General features: G+C 63.5%; 20 protein-coding genes, 1 tRNA gene and 1 pseudogene. 6 read left to right on the forward strand and 16 right to left on the reverse strand.

The window, feature by feature from the left end; genetic code table 11:
* Positions 1-9: 9 nt before the first annotated feature.
* The 3 genes from IB232_RS23600 to IB232_RS18360 are packed head-to-tail and all read left to right on the forward strand — an operon-like array spanning position 10 to position 805.
* On the forward strand, positions 10-276 hold the full coding sequence (locus IB232_RS23600; RefSeq protein WP_225592388.1) for a hypothetical protein: 267 nt from the start codon (positions 10-12) through the stop codon (positions 274-276).
* Positions 255-569, forward strand: coding sequence for a hypothetical protein (locus tag IB232_RS23605; protein ID WP_225592389.1), 315 nt, complete (start codon positions 255-257; stop codon positions 567-569). The genes IB232_RS23600 and IB232_RS23605 overlap by 22 nt, the downstream gene beginning before the upstream one ends.
* An 11-nt stretch (positions 570-580) precedes the next feature.
* Positions 581-805, forward strand: coding sequence for a DUF1145 domain-containing protein (locus IB232_RS18360; RefSeq protein ID WP_225592390.1), 225 nt, complete (start codon positions 581-583; stop codon positions 803-805).
* Positions 806-886: 81 nt separating this feature from the next.
* Here the strand turns inward: IB232_RS18360 and IB232_RS18365 are convergent, their stop codons facing one another.
* The 6 genes from IB232_RS18365 to rpsU all read right to left on the reverse strand — a co-directional run bounded on the left by IB232_RS18365 (position 887) and on the right by rpsU (position 11,822).
* Positions 887-3,361: a M10 family metallopeptidase gene (locus tag IB232_RS18365; RefSeq protein WP_192400021.1), complete on the reverse strand. Its 2,475-nt coding sequence runs from the start codon at positions 3,359-3,361 to the stop codon at positions 887-889.
* Between the two features lie 244 nt (positions 3,362-3,605).
* Positions 3,606-3,682 (reverse strand) — tRNA-Ile (locus IB232_RS18370).
* Positions 3,683-3,699: 17 nt separating this feature from the next.
* On the reverse strand, positions 3,700-7,434 hold the full coding sequence (locus IB232_RS18375) for a bifunctional diguanylate cyclase/phosphodiesterase (RefSeq protein WP_192400022.1): 3,735 nt from the start codon (positions 7,432-7,434) through the stop codon (positions 3,700-3,702).
* A 96-nt stretch (positions 7,435-7,530) separates the two neighbouring features.
* A complete protein-coding gene (rpoD, locus tag IB232_RS18380) occupies positions 7,531-9,375 on the reverse strand; it encodes an RNA polymerase sigma factor RpoD (RefSeq protein ID WP_192400023.1) in 1,845 nt (614 codons plus the stop codon).
* 67 nt (positions 9,376-9,442) lie between these two features.
* On the reverse strand, positions 9,443-11,437 hold the full coding sequence (dnaG, locus tag IB232_RS18385) for a DNA primase (protein ID WP_192400024.1): 1,995 nt from the start codon (positions 11,435-11,437) through the stop codon (positions 9,443-9,445).
* Positions 11,438-11,606: 169 nt separating this feature from the next.
* A complete protein-coding gene (gene rpsU, locus IB232_RS18390; RefSeq protein ID WP_021702507.1) occupies positions 11,607-11,822 on the reverse strand; it encodes a 30S ribosomal protein S21 in 216 nt (71 codons plus the stop codon).
* 203 nt (positions 11,823-12,025) lie between these two features.
* On the opposite strand from rpsU, the gene tsaD reads away from it, so the two are divergent.
* Positions 12,026-13,051, forward strand: coding sequence for a tRNA (adenosine(37)-N6)-threonylcarbamoyltransferase complex transferase subunit TsaD (tsaD, locus tag IB232_RS18395; protein WP_192400025.1), 1,026 nt, complete (start codon positions 12,026-12,028; stop codon positions 13,049-13,051).
* A gap of 19 nt (positions 13,052-13,070) precedes the next feature.
* Here the strand turns inward: tsaD and plsY are convergent, their stop codons facing one another.
* Positions 13,071-13,640, reverse strand: coding sequence for a glycerol-3-phosphate 1-O-acyltransferase PlsY (plsY, locus tag IB232_RS18400; protein ID WP_192400026.1), 570 nt, complete (start codon positions 13,638-13,640; stop codon positions 13,071-13,073).
* Between the two features lie 75 nt (positions 13,641-13,715).
* On the opposite strand from plsY, the gene folB reads away from it, so the two are divergent.
* Positions 13,716-14,069, forward strand: coding sequence for a dihydroneopterin aldolase (gene folB / locus IB232_RS18405; protein WP_192400027.1), 354 nt, complete (start codon positions 13,716-13,718; stop codon positions 14,067-14,069).
* The gene (gene folK, locus IB232_RS18410; protein WP_192400028.1) at positions 14,066-14,599 is read left to right on the forward strand and encodes a 2-amino-4-hydroxy-6-hydroxymethyldihydropteridine diphosphokinase; all 534 of its coding nucleotides are present in this window, start codon (positions 14,066-14,068) and stop codon (positions 14,597-14,599) included. Before folB ends, folK begins: the two co-directional genes overlap by 4 nt.
* A 2-nt stretch (positions 14,600-14,601) precedes the next feature.
* Here folK and IB232_RS18415 read toward each other — a convergent pair whose 3' ends face one another.
* The 9 genes and pseudogenes from IB232_RS18415 to pdxA form a co-directional block, all read right to left on the reverse strand.
* Positions 14,602-15,834 carry a multifunctional CCA addition/repair protein gene (locus tag IB232_RS18415; protein ID WP_192400029.1) on the reverse strand — a complete coding sequence of 411 codons (1,233 nt, stop codon included), beginning with the start codon at positions 15,832-15,834 and terminating at the stop codon, positions 14,602-14,604.
* A gap of 75 nt (positions 15,835-15,909) precedes the next feature.
* Positions 15,910-17,475: a SpoVR family protein gene (locus IB232_RS18420; protein ID WP_192400030.1), complete on the reverse strand. Its 1,566-nt coding sequence runs from the start codon at positions 17,473-17,475 to the stop codon at positions 15,910-15,912.
* A 10-nt stretch (positions 17,476-17,485) separates the two neighbouring features.
* Positions 17,486-18,757 carry a YeaH/YhbH family protein gene (locus tag IB232_RS18425; RefSeq protein ID WP_137974812.1) on the reverse strand — a complete coding sequence of 424 codons (1,272 nt, stop codon included), beginning with the start codon at positions 18,755-18,757 and terminating at the stop codon, positions 17,486-17,488.
* Between the two features lie 73 nt (positions 18,758-18,830).
* On the reverse strand, positions 18,831-20,753 hold the full coding sequence (locus tag IB232_RS18430; RefSeq protein ID WP_137974813.1) for a PrkA family serine protein kinase: 1,923 nt from the start codon (positions 20,751-20,753) through the stop codon (positions 18,831-18,833).
* 277 nt (positions 20,754-21,030) lie between these two features.
* Positions 21,031-21,360, reverse strand: a complete 330-nt coding sequence (glpE, locus tag IB232_RS18435) for a thiosulfate sulfurtransferase GlpE (protein ID WP_192400031.1) — start codon at positions 21,358-21,360, stop codon at positions 21,031-21,033.
* The gene (locus IB232_RS18440; RefSeq protein WP_192400032.1) at positions 21,357-22,181 is read right to left on the reverse strand and encodes a symmetrical bis(5'-nucleosyl)-tetraphosphatase; all 825 of its coding nucleotides are present in this window, start codon (positions 22,179-22,181) and stop codon (positions 21,357-21,359) included. The genes glpE and IB232_RS18440 overlap by 4 nt, the downstream gene beginning before the upstream one ends.
* Positions 22,181-22,561, reverse strand: a complete 381-nt coding sequence (gene apaG, locus IB232_RS18445) for a Co2+/Mg2+ efflux protein ApaG (protein WP_192400033.1) — start codon at positions 22,559-22,561, stop codon at positions 22,181-22,183. Before apaG ends, IB232_RS18440 begins: the two co-directional genes overlap by 1 nt.
* A gap of 44 nt (positions 22,562-22,605) precedes the next feature.
* Positions 22,606-23,405: pseudogene (gene rsmA, locus IB232_RS18450) on the reverse strand (16S rRNA (adenine(1518)-N(6)/adenine(1519)-N(6))-dimethyltransferase RsmA); the annotation flags it as partial.
* A gap of 78 nt (positions 23,406-23,483) precedes the next feature.
* On the reverse strand, positions 23,484-24,479 hold the full coding sequence (pdxA, locus tag IB232_RS18455) for a 4-hydroxythreonine-4-phosphate dehydrogenase PdxA (RefSeq protein WP_192400035.1): 996 nt from the start codon (positions 24,477-24,479) through the stop codon (positions 23,484-23,486).
* Positions 24,480-24,552 lie beyond the last annotated feature (73 nt).

A 24,552-nucleotide genomic window follows, 5' to 3' on the forward strand; every position in this document is an offset into this window, starting at 1 on the left:
GTCGACATCGTGCCGACCGTGCTGGAACTGGCCGGGCTGGGCATGGCGGGGCAGGTCGAGCGCTATCCGCAGCTGGCGGACGTCAGCCTGGCCGAGAGCATCGGCGGGGCGAGCAAGCGCTCCGCGCGCGATGAGCGCGGCCACCTGTACGACTACGGCGTGGTCATGTATCTGGACCCGGGTTTCACCGAGGCGGTGATGCGCGACCATGACCAGGTCACGCCCGGGCGATCATCCAGGAGTCGCTGGCGCATATGCAGCTCGGTCCGTCGATGAAGAATCGCGCGCTGTTCCGTGGCATCCATGACGGCCGCTACAAGTTTGCCCGCTACTTCGCCGCCGAGGATCACAACATCTCGGCCAGCTTCGACGACCTGCTGGCGCGCAACGACCTGGAGCTGTACGACACCCAGAGCGATCCTGACGAGCTGCACAACCTGGCCGCCGACCCACAGGCGCAGCGCGCGCTGATCGAGCGCCTGAGCGGCCGGCTCAACGAACTGCTGGCCCTGGAAGTAGGCGTCGACGACGGCCGCGAACATCCGGGCCCGACCTTTCTCTACAGCTGAAGGATTCGTCCATGCTGAGAATCGCCAAGGGCGCGCTGGTCGTGTTCTGGCTGCTGGCGCTGGTCAACCTGCTGCAGCCTTTCTCCGGCCCCTACATTACCTGGGTCGCGGCACTGATGCTGCTGGTGCATATGCTGGAGATCGCCCTGCTGCGGACGTCTGCAACGTCCGGCCCAGCCCTGGCAGGATCGTTTGCAGGTGCTGCTGTTCGGCGTGCTGCATGTGCGCGGTTTTAAGCGCATGAAATACAGAAAAAGCCGCGCAGATGCGCGGCTTTTTCATGGTTATAGCAGCGGTGATATCGTGCTATTGATGCTCTAGGCGATAAGGGCGTTGCTGCTGAAACTGCTGACTCCTAGCAGTTGGATTTCAAACTCGGCGGCTGCGTCGGCATTGACGCTACCGTAGAGAATGCCACTTTCGAAGCGCAGTTGCCCGCTGGCATTCGCATTGCTGAAGGCGTTGTTACCGATGAAGCTGAAAGCATCGTTGGTACCAGAAGTGGCGATGTTGGCATCCACTCCGGACAAATCGATTGTATCGCCCTCGGTCAGCTTGAAGTCTTTGATCACATCGCGCAGGAAACCTAGACCAAAATCGTTCAGGGCATCGAAGTCGAAACGATCTGCACCGGCTCCTCCTGTCAGTTGGTCACTACCACTGCCGCCCAGTAGAACATCGCTGCCTGCGCCTCCATTCAGAATGTCGTTGCCGGCGTTCCCATAAAGCGTGTTGTCTGCGCCATTTCCGGTAAGGCGATCGTCGTAGTTGCTGCCGGCCAGCCGCTCGAAATTAAGAATGGTATCTATACCAGAGCCGCCAGTGGACTGGGCGGTAGTCACGCTGAGATTGATGGAGACACCTTGGCTGACATAGTTGAGGTACGAAAGCATATCGTCCCCAGCACCTCCATCAAGGCGATTATCTCCGCTCCCCGCATGCACTGTATTATTTAAGGAGTTACCGGCTCCGCTCGCAATGCCCTTGGCATTAATGAATAAATTCTCGACATTACTTCCAAGGGTATAGGACGAAAGATAGCTATATACGGTATCGCTGCCGCCGATGGTCAAATCAGTATTGGTTTCGCTGACTATGTCGTCACTACTATCTACATAGTAAGCGTCGTTGCCATTGCCCCCTATCAGTACATCGGCACCCGCTCCGCCATTTAGGATGTCCCGACCGGCATCTCCGATCAGTCGATTTGCCAGGCCATTTCCCGTGAGCGCATCGTCATAGATGCTGCCGCTTAGGTTTTCGATGTTAAGCAGGGTGTCAGCGCCTGAGCCTCCTGTGGTCTGGGCGCTGGTAAGGCTAAGGTTCACGGAAACAGATCGGGTGGCGAAGATGTAGGAGAGGGTGTCGATACCCGCGGCGCCATTGAGAACATTATTGCCAGCGCCGGCATAGATCACATTGTTTAGAGCATTGCCACTAGCGTCTGCCGCAGTGCTGGAAAGTATGCGCAGGTTTTCGATATTGCTGCCCAATGTATAGGCGCTCAGGGCGCTATAGACGATGTCAGTGCCACCACTGCTGGTTAGGGCGTTGGTTTCGCTTACAACATCACGATGGTTGTCCACATGGTAGGTGTCGTCGCCGTCGCCACCGATCATGTTGTCTGCGCCGCCGCCGCCGTTCAGTACGTCCTTGCCAGCATCGCCAATAAGCTGGTTATCCGCAGCATTACCTGCGAGTCGATCGTCGTACTGGCTGCCGACAAGATTTTCGAAGTTGGTCAGCGTGTCTGTGCCTGAGACGCCGGTGGCTTGGGGGGCGGTAAGCGCCAAACTCACCGTTACGGCTTGTATGGCATAGAGATAGGAGATAGTGTCGTTGCCTGCACCACCATCCAGTACATTATTGGCGCCGTTGCCTATCACAGTGTCGTCGTGTGCAGAGCCAATGGCATTCTCAATCTGGGCGCCATATGCGATTGACAACCCGTTGTTGGTATAGCCGTCGTTGCTCCAGAAGGTTGTGCCGATGCTACTGAAGCTACCTGCATTCAAGTTGACGCTGACAGCGCCTGCTTGGTTGCTGGCATCTATGGTGTCGATACCGCCTGCATCCCAGATTGTTTCGAAAATACTCTGGTCTGCCCCCCATTGATAAACGTTGTTGCCGGTTTGCCAGTTCATATTAGCGCCGTATAGATGCTGGATTGCCGCTACGTCCAGCAACATCGGCCCGGTGGGCTCAAAAGCATAAGGACCGTAGTAGCTCATCACCGTATAACGTACGTCGTCGTATAGCGTGCCCGCCAGCGATGTACTGTTTAGGCTGCTGGTCGTGAAGGGATGCTTGAGACCCAGCGCATGACCTATCTCGTGAACGAGTGTGTGGTAATCGAAGTCGCCCGGCTCTGGATCGCTGCCGGTTGATGGGCTAAGCCAGACATCTCCGGCCGCGGCATATCCACCTGGAAGGTAAGCCCAGGCCGATGCGTCCGCATCCATATTGGTGTAACCACCGAAGCGCAGCGTGCCCACCTCTGCTGTGGTTTCGCTGACAAAGTTGAAGGCGATATTGGCTAACGAACTCCACTTGGCCAGGGCACTGATAGCTGCAGTCTGCTGGCCGGCGCTTAGGACGAAGGCGGCAAGGTGTTCATTGTCTCCCGAGTAGTCGGCGGCAAAGGTCGCAGATGCGCCGATGAAGCTATAACTCAGCGTCGTGCCAGTGCCAGTCGCACCTCCCCACTTGGTTCCGTGGATAACACTGTTGGTCTGTACGCTGCTCGATAGATTCACATAAGAGAAAGGCGTGGAATCGCTGGGGCTCGGCATATCAATCACCATCCTGGTAATTCAAGGAAAGACTGGCCGGTCGGAAGGCCTGGCCGGCACGGCGGTGGGGCGCGCGCAAATCTATTGAGAACGACACGGGTTTTCAAGGTTTGAGCAACGGGCTCCGCTACCAAGCGTCCGGTACTTGGACTCTACATCAGTGCAGTGTGAGCTGTGGCGCATTCTTCCTGCGCCGCAAGGGCGGCTAGAAGAGCGAAAGCCGCGCAGTGCGCGACTTTTCATTTGGTGGGCCCACACGGACTCGAACCGTGGACCAAAGGATTATGAGTCCTCTGCTCTAACCGACTGAGCTATAGGCCCTCAGAAGGAGCGGCGGATTATACCGGCGCCTTTTCCGCGCTGCCAATCGGCAATGGGCCGAGGAAATTGGCGGCGAAGGACTCGGCAGAGAGCGGTCGGCTGATCACGTAGCCCTGGATCTGCTCGCAGCCTTCGCTGGTGAGAAAGATCTCCTGGGCCTTGGTCTCCACGCCCTCGGCGATCACCGTCATCTGCAGGCTGCGACCCAGGGCGATGATGGCGCGGGTAATGGCGGCGTCGTCCGGGTCGCCGGGCAGGCCGCGGACGAAGGATTTGTCGATCTTCAGGATGTCCAGCGGCAGGCGCTTGAGGTAGCTGAGCGAGGAGTAGCCGGTGCCGAAGTCGTCGATGGCCAGCTGCAAGCCGAGCTTCTTCAGCTCATGCAGGATCAGCAGGGCCTCCTCGGCCTGGGTCATGATGAAGCTCTCGGTGATTTCCAGTTGCAGGCTGCTGGCGGCCAGACCGAAGTCGCTGAGGGTGCCGGCGATGCGCTCGACCAGTTGTGTCTGGCGCAGCTGGCTGCCGGACAGGTTGACTGACAGCGGGCCGAAGGGCGCATGGCTGTCCTGCCATTCGCGCATTTGCCGGCAGGCCTCCTGCAGCACCCAGTCCCCGAGCTGCAGAATCATGCCGTTGTCTTCGGCCAGCGGGATGAAACGGTCCGGTGGAATCTCGCCGAACACCGGGTGGTTCCAGCGGATCAGCGCCTCGGCGCCGACCAGTTGCCCTGTGTGCAGGCACAGCTTGGGCTGGTAGTGCAGGCTCAGCTCGTCACGCTCGATGGCGCGGCGCAGCTCCAGTTCCAGGGTCATGCGCTCGGTGGCCTGGAAGGTCAGGTTGCGGGTGTAGAACTCGATGCGGTTGCGGCCCTTGGCCTTGGAGCTGTACATGGCCGCGTCGGCGTTCTTTACCAGGGTGGCGACGTCGTTGCCGTCCTCCGGGAACAGGCTGATGCCGATGCTGGAGCTGATGAAGAACTCATGGCCGTCGGCCTGGAACGGCGCGTTGAAGCAGGTCAGCAGCTTGGTGGCGACCCGCTCGGCGTCGCGTGGCTGGTGCAGGCCGGGCAGCAGCACGATGAACTCGTCGCCGCCCAGGCGGGCTACCGTGTCGACGTCGCGCAGCTGCTCGCGCAGGCGCTGGGCGATGCTCTGGAGCAGCAGGTCGCCCACCGGATGGCCGAGGCTGTCGTTGATGTGCTTGAAACGGTCCAGGTCGAGGAACAGCACGGCGCCGCGGCTGTGGTCGGTGCGTGCGTCGTTCAGAGCATTGTCCAGGCGGCTCTCGAACAGCATGCGGTTGGGCAGGCCGGTGAGCGGGTCGTGGTGGGCCTGGTAGTCCAGGCGAGCCTGGGCGTGCTTGAGCGAACTGATGTCGGCGAATACGCCGACGAAGTGGGTGATCAGCCCGCTCTGGTCGCGCACCGCGCTGATGGTTAGCCATTCCGGGTATAGCTCGCCATCCTTGCGCCGGTTCCAGATCTCGCCCTGCCAATGGCCCTCGGCGGCCAGCTGGTGCCACATGGCGGCGTAGAAGGCGCTGTCGTGCCTGCCCGAGGCCAGCAGGCGAGGGCTCTGGCCCAGGGCCTCGGATTCGCTGTAGCCGGTGATGGTGGAGAAGGCGCGATTGACGGCGGTGATGCGCTGATCGAGGTCGGTGATCATCACTCCCTCGGCCGTGCTCTCGAACACAGTGGCGGCCTGGTGCAGGCGCTCCTGCATCTGTTCGCGCTCGGTGATGTCGCGGGCGATGATCAGCATGCATGCCTCGCCCTCGATCATGATCGGCTGCACGGCGAGGTCGCCCAGGCGGCGCTGACCGTTGCTGGTGTTGATCCAGGCGCGGAAATCGTTGATCGAGCCGTTGGTGCGGATCTGCTCGATCATGCTGTCGCGGTCCTGCGGGTCGGCCCACAGGCCGATCTCCAAAGTGGTGTGGCCCACCGCCTGTTGGCTGTCGTGGCCGGTGATGCGGAAGAAGCCGTCGTTGGCCTCGACGATCATGCCGTCACGCACGCGGGTGATCAGCAGGCCGTCCGGCGAGGCGTGGAAGGCCTTGGCGAATTTCTCTTCGGATAGCCGCAGCTGCTGCTGGGTGCGCTTCACCTCGGTGATGTCGCGCACCGCTATCACCAGCGCCGGCTGGCCGTCCATCTCGATGTGCTGGGCGGAGATCAGGCCGGTGAACTGCTCGCCGCTGCGGCGGCGGAAGGGCATCTCGATATTGTTCAGGACCTTCTGCTGCAGGCGGTCGAGCAGCATCGGGCCGATGCTGGGCAGACCCCAGATATCCAGTTCGGTGGCGGTCTTGCCAATGGCCTCCTGGGCGCTGATGCCGAGCTGCTGTTCGAACGTGCGGTTGACCGTCAGCAGCACGCCATCCTGACGCCGCGCGATGACCAGGATGTCCGGGCAGTTGTGGAACACCAGCTCGAATTTTTCTTCCGACAGGCGCTGGGCCTGCTCGACCCGCTTGGCCTCGCTGATGTCGATCATCAGCCCGCGCAGCAGCGTGCCGTCGCTGCTGGGGATCAGGGTGACGATGTCGCGGATCCACACGGTGCTGCCGTCGGCCGCCAGCATCCGGTAGTCCAGGCTGTGGTCGCGGCCCGCCTGGCTTTCTGACAGGCAGTACTGCTGGGCCCGGACAGCATCATCCGGATGCAGGGTGCGTTGCCAGAAGCCCGGCTCCAGCCAGTCTGCGAGGGGATGGCCGAGCAGTTTCTCTGCGTGCGGCGAGACATAGGTAAAGCGCAGGTCTTCCATGCGCATCTGCCAGGCCACCGCGTTGAGGCTCTCGACCAGGCCGCGGTAATGCTGCTCGCTGTCACGCAGGCGTTCTTCCAGCTCCTTGCGCCCGCGCATTTCCTGGCGCAGACGCTGGTTGATGCGCAGCACCATGGCCAGCACCAGCAGGGCCAGCAGCAGTGCCGGCACGCCGTACAGCAACAGGGTGCGTTGCCAGGCGTCGCGCTCGTCTAGCACGCCACCAACCCAGGGCTCCTGCAGGTTGGCGATTTCTTCTGGCGTGAGTTCGGCAAAGACCTTGTCGAGGATGCCGATCAAGGTGCTGTGGCCGTGCGGCGCGGCCATGGCCAGCTGGTAGCGATAGGGCGTTTCGCCGCTCACCAGCAGACCCTCCAGCTTGAGCTGGCGCAGGCTCCAGACGCTCGAGGCCAGGTCGCCGATCAGTGCGTCCGCCTGTCCGGTGGCCAGGGCCTGCAGGGCGGCGGTGACGCTGGGCAATGGCAACAGGTTGAGATCTGGATGGCGGCTGCGCAGCAGCTCGTGGGGCGCATAGTCCTGCACCACCGCGATCTTCAGACCATACAACTGATCGAGTCGGCGGGGTTGCGGCCCGCTGCTTTGGGCCAGGATGACGATGGGGAAGTCGAGATAGGGGCGGGTGAAGACCAGGTCGCGCTGGCGTTCGGGGGTGGACATGATGCCGGGCAGCAGGTCCAGTTCACCGCTCTTGGCGCCGGCCAGCACTTCACTCCAGCTGCGGGGCTCCACCGGCAGTACGCGGACCTTTAGGCGCTCTTCGATCAGTTCGACGTAGCTGGCGCTGAGGCCGCTGTAGCGGCCCTGTTCGTCGCGGAACTCGAAGGGTGGCCAGGAGGCGTCGATGCCCAGGCGCAATTGCGGATGCTCGGCCAGCCAAGCCTGTTCTTCCGGGCTGAGGGTCAGGGCGGCCGCCGGGAACGCCCAGAACGCCAGACACGACAGGAGAATGGCCAGCGGACGCGACATGCGGGCGGTTCCGGAAACGCTGTAGATGGTTTTAGTGTAGCTGGGCGTGTCTGCCGGCATAAACAAAAACCCCGGCATTTGCCGGGGTTTCTGTCATCACTCGTCGAGGAACGAGCGCAGGTGTTCGCTGCGGGTCGGGTGGCGCAGCTTGCGCAGCGCCTTGGCCTCGATCTGCCGGATACGCTCACGGGTGACATCGAACTGCTTGCCGACTTCCTCGAGGGTGTGGTCGGTGTTCATGTCGATGCCGAAGCGCATACGCAGGACCTTGGCCTCGCGAGCGGTGAGCCCGGCCAGGACTTCGCGGGTGGCTTCCTTGAGGCTTTCCACGGTAGCCACCTCGATCGGCGACTGCATGGTGGAGTCCTCGATGAAGTCGCCCAGGTGCGAATCTTCGTCGTCGCCGATCGGGGTTTCCATGGAGATCGGCTCTTTGGCGATCTTCAGGACCTTGCGGATCTTGTCCTCAGGCATCTCCATGCGCTCGCCAAGCTCTTCCGGAGTCGGCTCGCGGCCCATCTCCTGGAGCATCTGACGGGAGATGCGGTTGAGCTTGTTGATCGTCTCGATCATGTGCACCGGAATACGGATGGTGCGCGCCTGGTCGGCGATCGAGCGGGTGATCGCCTGACGGATCCACCAAGTGGCGTAGGTCGAGAACTTGTAGCCGCGGCGGTATTCGAACTTGTCCACCGCCTTCATCAGGCCGATGTTGCCTTCCTGGATCAGGTCGAGGAACTGCAGGCCGCGGTTGGTGTACTTCTTGGCGATGGAGATCACCAGGCGCAGGTTGGCCTCGACCATCTCTTTCTTCGCCCGGCGAGCTTTCGCTTCGCCGATGGACAGGCGGCGGTTGATGTCCTTGATCTCGGCGATCACCAGGCCGGCGTCGGCCTCGATGGCGGACATCTTTTCCTGGCAGCGCTGGATGTCGGCCAGCAGGTTGCCGATGGCTTCGGCGTACTTGGCCTTGCCCTTGGCCAGGCCGGCGGCCCAGTCCTGGGAGACTTCGTTGCCGGGGAACAGCTTGAGGAAGTCGGCGCGCGGCATGCGGGCATCACGCACGCACAGCTGCATGATGGCGCGTTCCTGGGAGCGAACCTGGTCCAGCGAACCGCGTACGCGCTCGACCAAGGCGTCGAACTGCTTGGGCACCAGCTTGATCGGCATGAACAGCTCGGCCAGGAGCGCTTGCTCCTTCTCCGCCTGCTTGCTGCCACGGCCGTGCTTCTTCAGAACCTTGCGGGTCTTCTCCAGCTGCTCGGCAACGGCGCCGAAACGACGGGCGGCTTCTTCCGGGTCCGGACCGCCATCGCCTTCGTCATCGGAGTCGCTGTCGCCTTCTTCTTCCTCGTCCTCGTCGTCCTTGGCCTCGGCAGTGGCTTCCTTCAGCTCGGGTTCGACTTCCTCGGCCGGCAGGTTGCCGTCGTCGGGGTCGATGTAGCCGCTGAGCACGTCGGAGAGACGGCCGCCTTCGGTGGTGACGCGCTGGTATTCAGCGAGGATGCTGTCGACGGTGCCCGGGAACAGGGAAATGGCGCCCATGACTTCACGGATGCCTTCCTCGATGCGCTTGGCGATCTCGATCTCGCCTTCGCGGGTCAGCAGCTCTACGGTGCCCATTTCGCGCATGTACATGCGCACCGGGTCGGTGGTGCGGCCAATATCGGTCTCTACCGCAGCCAGAGCAGCAGCAGCTTCTTCAGCTGCAGCTTCGTCGGTGTCGGCTTCGGCCAGCAACAGGGCATCCGCATCCGGAGCGGTTTCGAATACATTGATCCCCATGTCGTTGATCATGCGGATGATGTCTTCCACCTGCTCCGGATCGGAAATTTCCTCCGGCAGGTGGTCGTTGACGTCCGCGTAAGTCAGGTAACCCTGCTCACGACCACGGGCGATCAATTCTTTCAAACGAGATTGCTGTTGCGCTTTTCCGGACATAACACCCTATCCACTGAAGGTCTTGGCGGGCTGAAAATAAGCTGAGCATTATAGCCGAGCATTGGCCTCACGCGCCAGCTGAGGTCGGGGAGACGGGAGATGCACTGCGGCTGAGCAGGTCGCGCAGCTGCTCTTTTTCCTCTGCGCTTAGTTCACTTTGACGGGCCTTGCGAAGCAGTTGTTCCAGGCTGCGCTCACGTTGGCGGCCTACAAGGCTAGTTATAGTGTCGAAAAACTGTTGTTCAAGGTTGTCCGCCGAAATCAGCCATTCCTTTTCCGCCAGAGCGCGCAGCAGGCGGCCTTGTTCTGTGCCGTGCCAGCGGGCGATCAGCTGCAGCGAGCGCAGCTTCGGGCTCTTCTGCAGGGTGCCGACCAGGGCGACCAGCAACTGGGCATAGGTGTCGTCTTCGTGGGCGAAGTGGCTGACATCCTCGACCTTCTGGGCTAGGTGCGGATGATGCAGCAGTGTGCGCAGGGCGGTCAGGGTCGGCGTTTCCACGTGCACCGGTTTGCGCGGTGGAGCGTTGTCGCGCGAGCCTTTCTTCCAGTCGCCGCCCTTTTTCCACTCGCCGTCCTTCTTCCAGGACTTGCCCTCGCCTTTCTGCCAAGGCTTCTTCTGTTCGTAGGCCTCGGCCGGTGGCTCGATATGGTTGGCGTAGTCGGCGATGTCGCCGTATTCCGGCTGGGCGTCGTAGTAGTGCCCGTAGTCGGCCGGCGGCTCGTGGCTGCTGACGGCTGTCGCAGAGGTGGGGGGCGCGCTCTGGGTGACCTGGCTGAGCATCTCGCCTGAGAGGCCGGTGATCTCGCTCAGGCGCTGGCGCATCAGGGCTCGCAGGTGGTTGCCGGGAATCTTGTCGATCAGCGGTGCGGCCAGGGTGACCAGGTGCGCCTTGCCTTCCAGTGAGCGTGGATCGGCTTCTTCCGATAGCTGCTGGAAGAAGTAGTCGGCCAGCGGCTGGGCGTGCTGGTTAATGCGCGCGCGGAAGGCGTCGGTGCCTTCGCTGCGCACCAGGGTGTCCGGGTCCTCGCCCTCGGGCAGGAACAGGAAGCGCGCGCGGCGGCCGTCCTGCAGGTTTGGCAGGGTGGCTTCCAGGGCGCGCCAGGCAGCCTTGCGCCCGGCGCCGTCGCCGTCGAAGCAAAACAGCACGCTGGGCACCAGGCGGAACAGGCGCTTGAGGTGCTCCTCGCTGGTCGCCGTGCCGAGGGTGGCCACCGCGTTGCGCAGGCCTTGCTGGGCCAGGGCGATGACGTCCATGTAGCCCTCGACCACCATGACCTCGTCGAGGTCGCGATTGCTCTTGCGTGCCTCGTACAGGCCGTAGAGCTCCTGGCCCTTGTGGAATACCGGGGTCTCCGGGGAGTTCAGGTACTTCGGCTTGTCATCGCCTAGGACGCGGCCGCCGAAGGCGATGATGCGCCCGCGGCTGTCGCGGATGGGGAACATCACCCGGTCGCGGAAGCGGTCGTAGCGCTTGCCGCTCTCGGCGTTCTCGATCAGCAGGCCGGCGTCGATCATCGCCTTCTGTTGTAGGCTGTCGCCGCCCAGGTGCTTGAGCAGGTTGTCCCAGCCTGGCGGGGCGAAGCCGAGGCCGAAGTCGCGGGCGATCTCACCGGTCAGGCCGCGGCCCTTCAGGTACTCCACCGCCGACTTGCGTGTCGGATGGCTCTTCAGTGCCTGGCGGTAGTAGTCGGCGGCGGCGGTCAGCAGCGGGTAGAGCGGCGAGTCGGTGGGCTGGCGTGGTGTGCGCCCTCGTCCACCTTCCTCGCGCGGGATATCCATGCCGGCGCGCTTGGCCAGATCCTCGACGGCCTGGAGGAAGTCCAGACTGTCGTGGTCCATGACGAAACCGAGGGCATTGCCGCCGGCGCCGCAGCCGAAGCAGTAGTAGAACTGCTTGTCCGGGCTGACGCTGAAGGAGGGAGTCTTCTCCTTGTGGAATGGGCAGCAGGCCGAGTAGTTTTTGCCGGTCTTCTTCAGCTGGATGCGCGAGCTCACCACCTCGACAATGTCGGTGCGGTTGAGTAGGTCATCGATGAAGGATTGCGGAATCAGGCCGGCCATGGAGTCGTCAGTCTGCGGTTGCCGAAGGCGGGAGCATAAACGAAAAAACTCCGGTCATTCGCCGGGTGGCGAAGCGGAGTCGATGGAGCTTGAGGCGAGCTGCAGCCTGAAAATGCAAAGCCCGGCATAAGCCGGGCGTTGCGGAAGCCTTAGCGGCGCGACTGATAACTCAGTACAGGCGCTCGCGGCGACGCTGTTCGCGCTGCACTTTCTTGGCGTGGCGCTTAACAGCGGCAGCGGCTTTGCGCTTACGCTCGGTGGTGGGCTTCTCGTAGAACTCGCGGCTACGAACTTCGGCGAGGACACCGGCCTTCTCGCAGGAGCGCTTGAAACGACGCAGAGCTACGTCGAAGGGTTCGTTCTCTTTAACTTTGACGGCTGGCATCCAGGTCGTACCTTCACTGTTTTACCGAATGGACGACGCGATCCGGCTAGGGCACGGGAATACGTCGGTTTTCAAGGGTTGCGGATATTAACGCCTCGCGCCGTGGAATGCAAAGCCTCTGATCGAAAAGCGCTGGCCGGTGTCGGGGACGGCGATTATCATGCGCGCCTCCTTATTTAGCCCAGTTTTGAAGGTTCGAACCCATGCTAGTGCTGGGACTGGAAACCTCCTGCGACGAAACCGGCGTCGCCCTCTACGACAGCGAGCGCGGCCTGCTGGCCGATGCGCTGTTCAGCCAGATCGACCTGCATCGCGTCTACGGCGGGGTGGTGCCTGAGCTGGCCTCGCGTGACCACGTCAAGCGCATGCTGCCGCTGATTCGTCAGGTGCTGGGCGAGGCAGGGGTCGAGGCCGCTCAAATCGAGGCCATCGCCTATACCTTCGGCCCCGGCCTGGTCGGGGCGCTGCTGGTGGGCGCCTCCTGCGCCCAGGCCCTGGCGTTCGCCTGGGGCATTCCGGCGGTGGGCGTGCACCATATGGAAGGTCATCTGCTGGCGCCGATGCTGGAAGAGCAGCCACCGGCTTTTCCGTTCGTCGCCTTGCTCGTTTCCGGTGGGCATACCCAGCTGGTGCGGGTCGACGGCATCGGTCGCTATCAGCTGCTCGGCGAGTCGGTGGACGACGCCGCCGGCGAGGCCTTCGACAAGACCGCCAAGCTGATGGGCCTGAATTATCCGGGCGGCCCGGAGATCGCACGCCTAGCGGAAAACGGTACGCCGGGGCGTTTCACCTTCCCGCGGCCGATGACCGACCGGCCCGGTCTGGATTTCAGCTTCAGCGGCCTGAAGACCTTCACCCTCAACACCTGGCAGCAGTGCCGCGACGCCGGCGATGCCAGCGAGCAGACCCGCGCCGATGTGTCCCTGGCGTTCCAGGAGGCGGTGGTCGATACGCTGACCATCAAGTGCAAGCGTGCGCTCAAGCAGACCGGGCTGAACAGCCTGGTGATCGCCGGCGGCGTGAGTGCCAACCAGGCCCTGCGCAAGTCGCTGGAAAGCATGCTGGCCGGGCTCAAGGGCAAGGTGTTTTACGCACGTCCGCGCTTCTGCACCGACAATGGGGCGATGATCGCCTACGCCGGCTGCCAGCGCCTGCTGGCCGGCCAGCACGAGGGACCGGAGATCAAGGTGCAGGCCCGCTGGCCAATGGAGCAGCTGCCGGCCATCTGAGCCGGGCTCAGTCCGGCGATTAGAAATGCCGTTCGCGTCCGGCCAGCAGGTCGCGTAGATTGCCGCGATGGCGCCATACGATCAGCCCGGTCAGCACGCACATTGGCAGCAACGCTGCCGGTTGCTGCCAGGCCAGCAGGGGCAGGGTCAGGGGCGTGGCGATCAGCGATGCTAGCGAGCTGGTGCGGGTGAGATATAAGGTCAGCGCCCAGGCGGCGAGGGCCAGCAGGGCGGCCGGCGGATACAGGCCGAGCAGCATGCCGGCGGCGGTGGCGACACCCTTGCCGCCCTTGAAACGGAAGTACAGCGGGTAAAGATGGCCGACCACGGCAGCCAGGCCGATCCACGCCTGCTGCTGGATGCCGAGGCCGAGCAGGTAGGCGATCAGCACCGGCAGCAGGCCCTTGAGCAGATCGCCGAGCAGCGTGAGCACGGCCAGTTTCTTGCCGGCGACTCGCAGCATGTTGGTGGCACCGGGGTTGCCCGAGCCGCTGGCGCGTGGGTCCGGCCCGCCGCTCAGACGGCTGAGCAGGATGGCGAAGGACAGCGAGCCGAGCAGATAGGCGAGCAGTGCCAGCAGCCAGAGCATGGTATCCATTCCGGGGCGAGAGAGCCCCGATTCTAGCGGCGGGACAAGGGTCTTGTCGTGCAGCGGAGACGAGGTTTGGACAAGGTTTTCATCGAAGGTCTGGAAGTCGACACCCTGATCGGGGCCTACGACTGGGAGCGCGGCATTCGCCAATGCCTGCTGCTGGACCTGACGTTCGCCTGGGATATTCGCCCGGCCGCCGCCACTGACGACCTGGGCAAGGCCCTCGATTACGCCGCGATCAATCAGCATGTGCAGGCGTTCGCCGGTGCCGCCCAGTTCGAGCTGGTGGAGACCTTCGCCGAGCGTCTGGCCGAGAGTCTGTTGGCGCAGTTCGGTGCGCCCTGGCTGCGCCTCAAGGTGACCAAACCCGGCGCCAACCCGGCCGCCCGCGCGGTCGGCGTGGAAATCGAGCGTAGCCGCGCATGACCCAAGTCTTTCTGGGCCTCGGCAGCAACATCGATCGCGAGCGCCTACTCACAGCCGGGCTCGATGCCCTGAGCGAACTGCTCGGCGAACTGCGCTGCTCACCGGTGTTCGAGAGTCGCCCGGTGGGGATCAAGAGCGGCAACTTCTACAACCTGGTGGTCAGCGCGAACACCGACTTGCCGCTGCACGAGCTGGATCGCCGGCTCAAGTTCATCGAGGCCGACAACGGTCGCTACGCCCCCGAACGCAAGGGCTTGCCGCTGGATATCGATGTGCTGCTGTACGACGACCTGGCGGGCAGCTTCGATGGCCTGGTGTTGCCGCGGGCGGAAATCCTGAAGAACGCCTTCGTGCTCTGGCCGCTGGCCCTGCTGGCGCCGCAGGAGATTCATCCGGGTACCGGCCAATCCTTCGCCGAACTGTGGCGCGAGGCGAGCATCGACCAGGTGCTGTGGCCGGTGCCGTTCCAGTGGCGTGGCGCCGAGCTGACGCCGGCCGAGCTGCGGCAGGCCTTTCCCGCCGCGCTGTAGCGCTATTCCCCGCCAGCACCTGCCTTGTAGGCTTTGAGCGCTTTCAGGCGCTCGCCCTTGAGCGCCTCGCCCAGTTCTGCCCCCCTGAACCCTTGTTGCACCAGCGGCTGCACCGCCACTGCCCGGGCGGCCTGCATGGCGCCGCGCAGATAGGCGGATTGCGGATACTCGCGCTGCTCCAGGCCCAGGCGGCCGCGGGCGTCCATCTCGCAGGCGGCGATGAACTCCTCGAAGCGCTGTGGCCGCCGGTACACGTCGAAGCTCTGCAGCAATTCCAGCAGGGTGTTGGCGCGCAGCTCCAGGGCGCGGTGGCCGTGGGTGTGATATTCGCCGACCAGCAGGGCCAGCTCGGCGCAGTCCTTGGGCACTTTGCAGCGCTGGTTCACCGCGTCGATCAGCTTGCGTCCGCGATGCTCGTGGGCAATATGCCGCGGCCATTCTTCTGGCGGCGTGCGACCCTTGCCCAAGTCATGCAGCAGGCAAGCCCAGCGTACGGTTAGCGGTTGTTCGTGCTGGGCGCATTGCTGCAGCACCATCAGGCAGTGCACGCCGGTATCCACTTCCGGATGATGGGCTTCGGGCTGGGGCACGCCGAACAGCGCGTCGAGTTCCGGCAGCAGCTCGGCCAGGGCGCCGCAGTCGCGCAGCACCTGGATGAACACATCTGGGCGCGGCTCCATCAATGCGCGGGAGATTTCCTTCCAGCTGCGTTCGGGCGTCAGCGCCTTGAGCTCGCCGGATTCGGCCAGCTGGTGCATCAGCGCCTGGGTTTCGTCGGCCACGTGGAAGCCCAGCGGCGCATAGCGGGCGGCGAAGCGGGCGACGCGCAGCACCCGCAGCGGGTCTTCGGCGAAGGCCGGGGAGACGTGGCGCAGCAGGCGATCTTCGAGATCCTGCAGGCCGCCATAGGGGTCGATCACCTGGCCGTCATCGTCCTCGGCCATGGCATTGATGGTCAGGTCGCGACGGGTCAGGTCTTCTTCGAGGGTGACGTCCGGGCTGGCGTGGAAGGTGAAACCACCGTAGCCCTGGCCGGATTTGCGCTCGGTGCGGGCGAGGGCGTATTCCTCCCCGGTCTGCGGGTGGAGGAATACGGGGAAGTCGGCGCCCACCGGGCGAAAGCCCTGGGCCTGCATGGCCTCGGCGGTGGCGCCCACCACCACCCAGTCGATATCGCTGACCTCGCGGCCGAGCAGGCGGTCGCGCACGGCGCCGCCAACCTTGTAGATCTGCATGTCGATTCCTCCGTTGCGGCGGAGGATAAGCGAAAGCGCCGGACGGCGCTTCCTCGTCTCTCCGGCGTCAAGGAGTCAGATGGGCGGTATCACCAGGTCCAGGCGCGGATACTCGTTGTCGTCGCTCGATTCGCCCCTGGGGGGAACATGCTGCACGCCGACCACCTGATCGCCGCGCATGCTCTCCAGATGGATGTCGAAGCCCCACAGGCGATGCAGGTGCTTGAGCACCTCCTGGGTGGAGTCGCCCAGCGGCTTGCGGTCGTGTTGCTGGTGGCGCAGGGTCAGTGAGCGATCGCCGCGGCGGTCGACGCTGAAGATCTGCACGTTGGGCTCACGGTTGCCCAGGTTGTATTGGGCGGCCAGGGTCTCGCGGATTTGTCGGTAGCCAGGCTCGTCGTGGATTGCCGGGATCAGCAGGTCTTCCTGCTGGTCGTCGTCGAGTACGCTGAACAGCTTGAGGTCGCGGATGACCTTGGGCGAGAGGAACTGCAGGATGAAACTCTCGTCCTTGAAATTGGCCATGGCGAACTTGAGCGTGGACAGCCAGTCGCTGCCAGCGATGTCCGGGAACCAGCGCTTGTCCTCCTCGGTGGGTTTTTCGCAGATACGGCGGATGTCGCTGTAGATGGCGAAGCCCAGGGTGTAGGGGTTGATGCCGCTGTAGTAGGGACTGTCGAAGCCGGGCTGGTAGATCACTCCGGTGTGCGACTGCAGGAACTCCATCATGAAGCCTTCGGTGACCAGGCCCTCGTCGTACAGGTCGTTCATCAGGGTGTAATGCCAGAAGGTGGCCCAGCCCTCGTTCATCACCTGGGTCTGGCGCTGCGGGTAGAAGTACTGGGCAATCTTGCGCACGATGCGCACCACCTCGCGCTGCCAAGGCTCCAGCAGCGGCGCGTGCTTCTCCAGGAAGTACAGGATGTTCTCCTGCGGCTCGTCCGGCCAGCGCTTGCTGTCGTGCTCGTGGCCCTTGCGCGAGCTCTTGGGAATGGTGCGCCAGAGGTCGTTGATCTGCTTCTGCAGGTGCTCTTCGCGGTCCTTCTGCCGGCGCCGTTCTTCTTCGGCGGAGATCGGGTAGGGGCGCTTGTAGCGGTCCACGCCGTAGTTCATCAGCGCGTGGCAGGAGTCGAGCAGTTCCTCCACCGCGTCGATGCCGTGGCGCTCCTCGCACTGCATGATGTACTGCTTGGCGAACACCAGGTAGTCGATGATCGAGCTGGCGTCGGTCCAGGTGCGGAACAGGTAGTTGCCCTTGAAGAAGCTGTTGTGGCCGTAGCAGGCGTGGGCGATCACCAGTGTCTGCATGCACATGGTGTTCTCTTCCATGAGATAGGCGATGCACGGATCGGAATTGATCACGATCTCGTAGGCCAGGCCCATCTGCCCGCGCGAGTAGCCCTTCTCGGTGGCCAGGAAGTGCTTGCCGTAGGACCAGTGGTGATAGCCCAGCGGCATGCCGACCGAGGCGTAGGCATCCATCATCTGCTCGGCGGTGATCACCTCGATCTGGTTGGGGTAGGTGTCCAGCGCATAGCGCTCGGCGATGCGGGCGATCTCGCGGTCGTAGGCGCGGATCAGCTCGAAGGTCCATTCCGAGCCGGTGGACAATGGCTGGCGTCTTTTCTCGGCTGCGCTCATGGGGCGGCCCTCAGGTGACCATGCGGCGCTGGAACAGCTCGCGGAACACCGGGTAGATGTCCGCGGCGGAAACCAGCTGCTGCTGGGCGAACGAATTGGCGAAGGTCTCGCTGACCTGTTCGTACTCGTACCACAGCGCCTGGTGCTCGCGCGGGGTGATCTCGACGTAGGTGAAGTACTGCATGAACGGCATGATCTGGTTGATCAGGATGTCGCGGCACACCGGCGAGTCGTCGTTCCAGTTGTCCCCATCCGAGGCCTGGGCGCCGTAGATGTTCCACTCGTTGGTCGGGTAGCGCTCGACCATGATCTCCTGCATTAGCTTTAGGGCGCTGGATACGATGGTGCCGCCGGTTTCCCGTGAATAGAAGAATTCCTCCTCATCCACTTCCTTCGCGCTGGTGTGATGGCGGATGAACACCACCTCGATGCGCTCGTAGTTCCGCTTAAGGAAAAGATAGAGAAGGATGAAGAAGCGCTTGGCGATGTCCTTGGTCGCCTGGGTCATGGAGCCGGACACGTCCATCAGGCAGAACATCACCGCCTTGGAGCTGGGGTTGGGCTGCTTGACCAGCAGGTTGTACTTGAGGTCGAAGGTGTCGAGGAACGGGATGCGATGGATGCGCGCGCTGAGGCGCTCGATCTCCGCCTCGATCTCCTGGATGTCGCCGAAGTTGTCCGGCTCCTCGCGTCTGAGGCGCTCCAGTTCGGCCTTGGCTTCGCGCAGCTTGCCGCGGCTGGAGCCGGACAGGGCGATACGCCGGGCATGGGCGGAGCGCAGGGTGCGGACGATATTGATGCGCGAGGGATTGCCCTCGTTGCTGATGCCGGCGCGCACCGTCTTGAAGGTGTCGGTACCGGTCAGGTGACGCTTGATCAGGTTGGGCAGCTCCAGGTCCTCGAACATGAAGTCGAGGAATTCCTCCTGGGTGATCTGGAACACGAACTCGTCCATGCCTTCGCCGGAGTTGCTCGCCTTGCCCGGCCCGCGTCCGCCACCACCGCCGGAGGGGCGCGGCACGTGGTCGCCGGCGCTGAACTCCTTGTTGCCCGGGTGCACGACGTTCTGCCGGCCGCCACGGCCGTGGTGCAGCACCGGCTCGTCGATGTCGCGGCCGGGAATGCTGATCTGCTCGCCGTGCTCCATGTCGGTGATGGAGCGCCGGCTGACCGCCTCCTCGACGGCCTTCTTGATGTGTTCACGGTAACGCCGCAGGAAGCGCTGGCGGTTCACCGTGCTCTTGTTCTTGCCGTTCAGGCGCCGGTCGATCACGTAGCTCATGACGTCTCCTTAGCGCGTGCTCCCTGGGGCGCACGGCAGTCGGCGCCGCCTGGGGCGGCGCGCCGACGGCGGGTTACTGCGACTTGCGAACCCGCAGGTACCACTCGGACAGCAGGCGCACCTGCTTCTCGGTGTAGCCACGTTCGACCATACGAGTGACGAAGTCGTTGTGCTTCTGTTGGTCCTCCTTGCTGGCCTTGGCGTTGAAGCTGATGACCGGCAGCAGATCCTCGGTGTTGGAGAACATCTTCTTCTCGATCACCACGCGCAGCTTCTCGTAGCTGAGCCAGGTGGGGTTCTTGCCGTTGTTGTTGGCGCGGGCGCGCAGCACGAAGTTGACGATCTCGTTGCGGAAGTCCTTCGGGTTGCTGATGCCGGCCGGTTTCTCGATCTTCTCCAGCTCCTCGTTGAGGGCCACGCGGTTGAGGATCTCGCCGGTCTCCGGGTCGCGGTATTCCTGATCCTGGATCCAGAAGTCGGCGTATAGCACGTAGCGGTCGAAGATGTTCTGGCCGTACTCGCTGTAGGACTCCAGGTAGGCGGTCTGGATCTCCTTGCCGATGAACTCGATATAGCGCGGCGCCAGGTATTCCTTGATGTAGCGCAGGTAGCGCTCGCGTGTCTCGGCAGGGAACTGTTCCTGCTCGATCTGCTGCTCCAGCACGTACAGCAGGTGCACCGGGTTGGCGGCGATTTCGTGCGGGTCGAAGTTGAACACCTTGGACAGGATCTTGAAGGCGAAGCGGGTCGACAGCCCTGCCATGCCCTCGTCGACGCCAGCGGAGTCGCGGTATTCCTGGATCGACTTAGCCTTGGGATCGGTATCCTTGAGGTTTTCGCCGTCGTACACGCGCATCTTCGAGTAGATGTTTGAGTTCTCCGGCTCCTTCAGGCGCGACAGGGTGGAGAACTGGGCGAGCATCTTCAGGGTGTCCGGCGCGCAGTGCGCGTTGGCCAGCGAGCTGTTGATCAGCAGCTTGTCGTAGATGCGTACCTCGTCGGTGACCCGCAGGCAGTACGGCACCTTGACGATGTAGATGCGGTCGATGAACGCCTCGTTGTTCTTGTTGTTGCGGAAGCTGTGCCACTCGGACTCGTTGGAGTGGGCCAGGATGATGCCGCTGTAGGGCAGCCCGCCGAGGCCCTCGGTGCTGTTGTAGTTGCCCTCCTGGGTGGCGGTCAGCAGCGGGTGCAGCACCTTGATCGGCGCTTTGAACATCTCGACGAATTCCATCAGGCCCTGGTTGGCCCGGCACAGGGCGCCCGAGTAGCTGTAGGCGTCGGCGTCGTTCTGCGGGAATTCCTCCAGCTTGCGAATATCCACTTTGCCCACCAGGGCGGAGATGTCCTGGTTGTTCTCGTCACCCGGCTCGGTCTTGGCGATGGCGATCTGGTTGAGGATCGAGGGGTGCAGCTTGACCACGCGGAACTTGCTGATGTCACCGCCGAATTCGTTGAGGCGCTTGCTGGCCCAGGGCGAGATCACCGTGCGCAGGTAGCGCTGTGGGATGCCGTATTCCTCTTCGAGGATCTTGCCGTCCTCGTCGGGATTGAACAGGCCGAGTGGCGACTCGAACACCGGCGAGCCCTTGATGGCGTAGAAGGGGATGTGTTCCATCAACTGCTTGAGCTTCTCGGCCAGCGACGACTTGCCGCCGCCTACCGGACCCAGCAGATAGAGGATCTGCTTCTTCTCCTCCAGGCCCTGAGCGGCATGGCGGAAGTAGGAGACGATCTGGTCGATGCACTCTTCCATGCCATGGAAGTCGGCGAAGGCCGGGTAACGGCGGATCACCTTGTTGGAAAAGATCCGTGATAGCCGCGGGTCGACCGAAGTGTCCAACAGCTCGGGCGAGCCAATCGCCATCAGCATGCGTTCGGCCGCGGTGGCATAGGCGCTGCGGTCCGTTTTGCACAGCTCCAGATATTCCTGCAGGGAATATTCTTCCTGCCGAGTCGCCTCGAATCGTTGCTGGAAGTGGCTGAATATACTCATGACTGCACCTCGCTCGCTTGCGTGGAGCCGGGGGCGGGTCATTCGGGCGGGTGCACAAGAGGACGGCTGCTCAGCCGTTGGAAATCCCCCTGACACCATAAAGACGCTACCGATGGCCCGGAACCGGTCTGCCGGCTCTTCCTTCTGGATGGCCTCGCCCTAAGCGTAGTTCGATTTCGGCGGCGTCAAGCGTGTAGAGATGGTGACAAGACGTAACCGCTCGTCGGTAAGTCGTCTGCAGGCGGCGGGTGGCGCGGCTTTGCGCCGCGCAGAAAAATTACTCGATGTCGCCGCTGGAGACCTGATCCGGATACTGGCTGCGCCACAGCTCGAAGCCGCCATCCAGGCTGTACACCTCGGCAAAGCCCTGGTGCGCCAGGTAGGCGGCGGCGCTCTGGCTGGAGTTGCCGTGGTAGCAGGAGACGATCAGCGGCGCATCGAAGTCGGCCTTGGCGATGAAGTCCGCCAGGCTTTGGTTGTCCAGGTGGTGCGAGCCGCTGATATGGCCGTTGGCGAAGCTCTGCGGGTCGCGAATGTCCACCACCACGGCGCCTTGCTCGCGCAGGGCCTGGGCCTGCTCCGGGGGTATGCGTTTGAAGTCGCTCATACGGGAGTCTCCTTGCAGTCGCAGCGGAATTTCTCGCCGCTATCGATGTTCATCAGGGTCATGGCGCCGCCCCACACGCAGCCGCTGTCCAGAGCCGAGAGGCCGGGCTCGTCGCAATTGCCTTCCAGTGCCGCCCAGTGGCCGAAAATGATCTTCTGTCCACGAGTCTTGCGCTCGGGCCAGCTGAACCAGGGAGCGTAGCCGGGGGGGGCGGTGTCCACGCCTTCCTTGCTCTTCAAGTCGAGCGTGCCGTCCTCGGTGCAGAAACGCATGCGGGTGAAGTAGTTGGTGATCACCCGCAGGCGAGTGACGCCGTGCAGATCGCTGTCCCACCTGGCTGGCTCGTTGCCGTACATGCCGTCGAGGAACAGCGGCAGGCGGGCATCGTCGAGCAGTACTTCTTCGACTTCGGCGGCGCGCTTGAGTGCCTTCTTCAGCGTCCACTGCGGCGGGATGCCGGCGTGCACCATGGCGATGTCGCGCTGCTCGTCATGGTGCATCAGCTTCTGCCGGCGCAGCCACTCGAGCAGGTCCTTGCGGTCCGGAGCCTCGAGGATTTCCCGCAGGGTGTCATTCTTCTTCAGGCGCTCGACGTTGTGCGCGACAGCCAGCAGGTGCAGGTCGTGGTTGCCGAGTACGCAGACCAGCGCATCGCGGATCGCATAGAGGAAACGCAGGGTCTCCAGTGATTCTGGGCCGCGGTTGACCAGGTCGCCGACCAGCCACAACTTGTCTTGGGCTGGGTCGAAGGCGACCCGCTGCAACAGGCATTTCAGTGGTTGCAGGCAGCCCTGCAGGTCACCCACCGCATAAGTGGCCATCAGTGCAGGGCCCCCGGCATGGCCAGGCGGAACGGGGCGATGGGCGCATCGAAGCGTTTGCCGTCGTCGGCGATCATCTGGTAGCTGCCATGCATGTTGCCGACCTTGGTCGCCATCACCGTGCCGCTGCTGTAGGTGTGGCTCTGGCCCGGCTCCAGGCGGGGCTGCTGGCCGATCACGCCGGCGCCGCGGACTTCCTGCACGCGGCCGTCGCCATCGGTGATGATCCAGTGCCGGCTGAGCAGCTTGGCCGCCTCGGTGCCGCCATTGTGCAGGGTGACGGTGTAGGCGAAGGCATAGCGGTTCTGCTCCGGAGTCGACTGTTCCGGGAGGTAGCGGGTCTCGACGCTGACGTCGATCTGGTAACGCGGGTCGGCCATCTGGGAAAACTCGACAGGCTGAAAGGGCAGTTTAGTCCGCTTGGCCGGTGGCCTGGCGCTCGGCCAGCTGATCGGCCAGGCGCACGAAGGCGGCCAGGTCCAGCTGTTCCGGGCGCAGCCCACCGTCCACGCCGGCGGCCTCGATGGCCTCGTTCGGCAGCAGTTGCTTGAGGGTGTTGCGCAGGGTCTTGCGGCGCATATTGAAGGCCTCGCGCACCACCCGCTCGAGCAGACGGTGGTCCTTGGCTGGGTGCGGCAGGGTCTCGTGCGGCACCAGGCGGACGATGGCCGAGTCGACCTTGGGCGGCGGGTTGAAGGCCCCTGGGCCGACGTTGAACAGGTGCTCCACCCGGCAGTGGTACTGGACCATGATCGACAGCCTGCCCCAGTCGCCACCACCCGGCTCGGCGGCCAGGCGCTCGACCACTTCCTTCTGCAGCATGAAGTGCATGTCGCGGATCAGCGGGGCGTTGTCCAGCAGGTGGAAGATCAGCGGGGTGGAGATGTTGTAGGGCAGGTTGCCGACCACGCGCAGGCTGTGCGGCGCGGCGTCCAGGCGGGTGAAATCGAACTTCAGCGCGTCGCCCTGGTTCAGCTTGAAGCGCGGGTTATCGCCGAACTTGCCTTGCAGGATGGGGATCAGGTCGAGGTCCAGCTCGATCACGTCGAGCTGCGCGCCGCTGCCCAGCAGGCCCTCGGTCAGTGCACCCTGGCCCGGGCCGATCTCCAGCAGGCGCTCGCCTTCCTTGGCGTGGATGGCGCGCAGGATGCGGTGGATCACCCCAGCATCGTGCAGGAAGTTCTGGCCGAAGCGCTTGCGCGCGCGGTGTTGGTATTCGGACATCGGTACGGCTCCAAGCTTCAAGCACAAGCTCAAAGCGCAATGCAAAGAGCGGCAGTTTAGCAGCCGCGGGCTCAGGCTCTAAGCGCGGCGTGCGCTGACCATCTGGTAAGCGGTTTCCAGCGCGACCTGCAGGCTGCCGGTATCGATCCTGCCGCTGCCGGCCAGGTCCAGGGCGGTGCCGTGGTCGACCGAGGTGCGGATGATCGGCAGGCCCAGGGTGACGTTGACTGCTGCGCCGAAGCCCTTGTACTTGAGTACCGGCAGGCCCTGGTCGTGGTACATGGCCAGCACCGCGTCGCAGTGCTCGAGGTGCTTGGGGGTGAACAGGGTGTCGGCCGGCAGTGGGCCGACCAGGTTCAGGCCCTCGCCACGTAGGCGTTCCAATGTCGGCTCTATAACCTCGATCTCCTCGCGCCCCAGGTGGCCACCCTCGCCGGCATGCGGGTTGAGGCCGCAGACCAGGATACGTGGGTGGGCGATGCCGAACTTCTGCACCAGGTCGGCATGCAGGATGCGCGTGACGCGGGCCAGGCGCTCGTCGGTGATGGCCGCCGCCACGTCCTTGAGCGGTAGATGGGTGGTCACCAAGGCCACACGCAGGCCGCGGGTCGCCAGCATCATCACCACCTGCTCGGTGGCGGTCAGTTCGGCGAGGAATTCGGTGTGGCCGGAGAAGGGAATGCCGGCCTCGTTGATCACGCCCTTGTGCACGGGCGCGGTGATCATCCCGGCAAAAGTGCCGTCGATGCAGCCCTGGCCGGCGCGGGTCAGGGTCTCCAGTACATAGGCGGAGTTGGCCTGGTCCAGCTGACCGGTGCTGACCGGAGTTGCCAGCGGCGTATCCCAGACATACAGGCTGCCCGCCGGAGCCGGGGTGCTCGGCCATTGGCCGGGACCGACGCCGATCAGCTCGATGCTCAGTCCCAACTGCTGGGCGCGCTCGGACAGCAGGTCGTGGCTGGCGATGGCCACCAGCGCCTCGGGCTGCACCTCGCGGGCCAGTAGCAGGCACAGGTCCGGGCCGATGCCGGCGGGCTCGCCGGGGGTCAAGGCAAATAGGCGGGAAGTGGTCATGGGCGGCCTCATCAGAGTGCAGCGGATTCGATAGGGATACATTACGCCCAAAGGCGTGGGCGAAAAAAAGCCC

It is taken from the genome of Pseudomonas sp. PDM15, assembly GCF_014851565.1.
Classification (GTDB): Bacteria; Pseudomonadota; Gammaproteobacteria; order Pseudomonadales; family Pseudomonadaceae; genus Aquipseudomonas.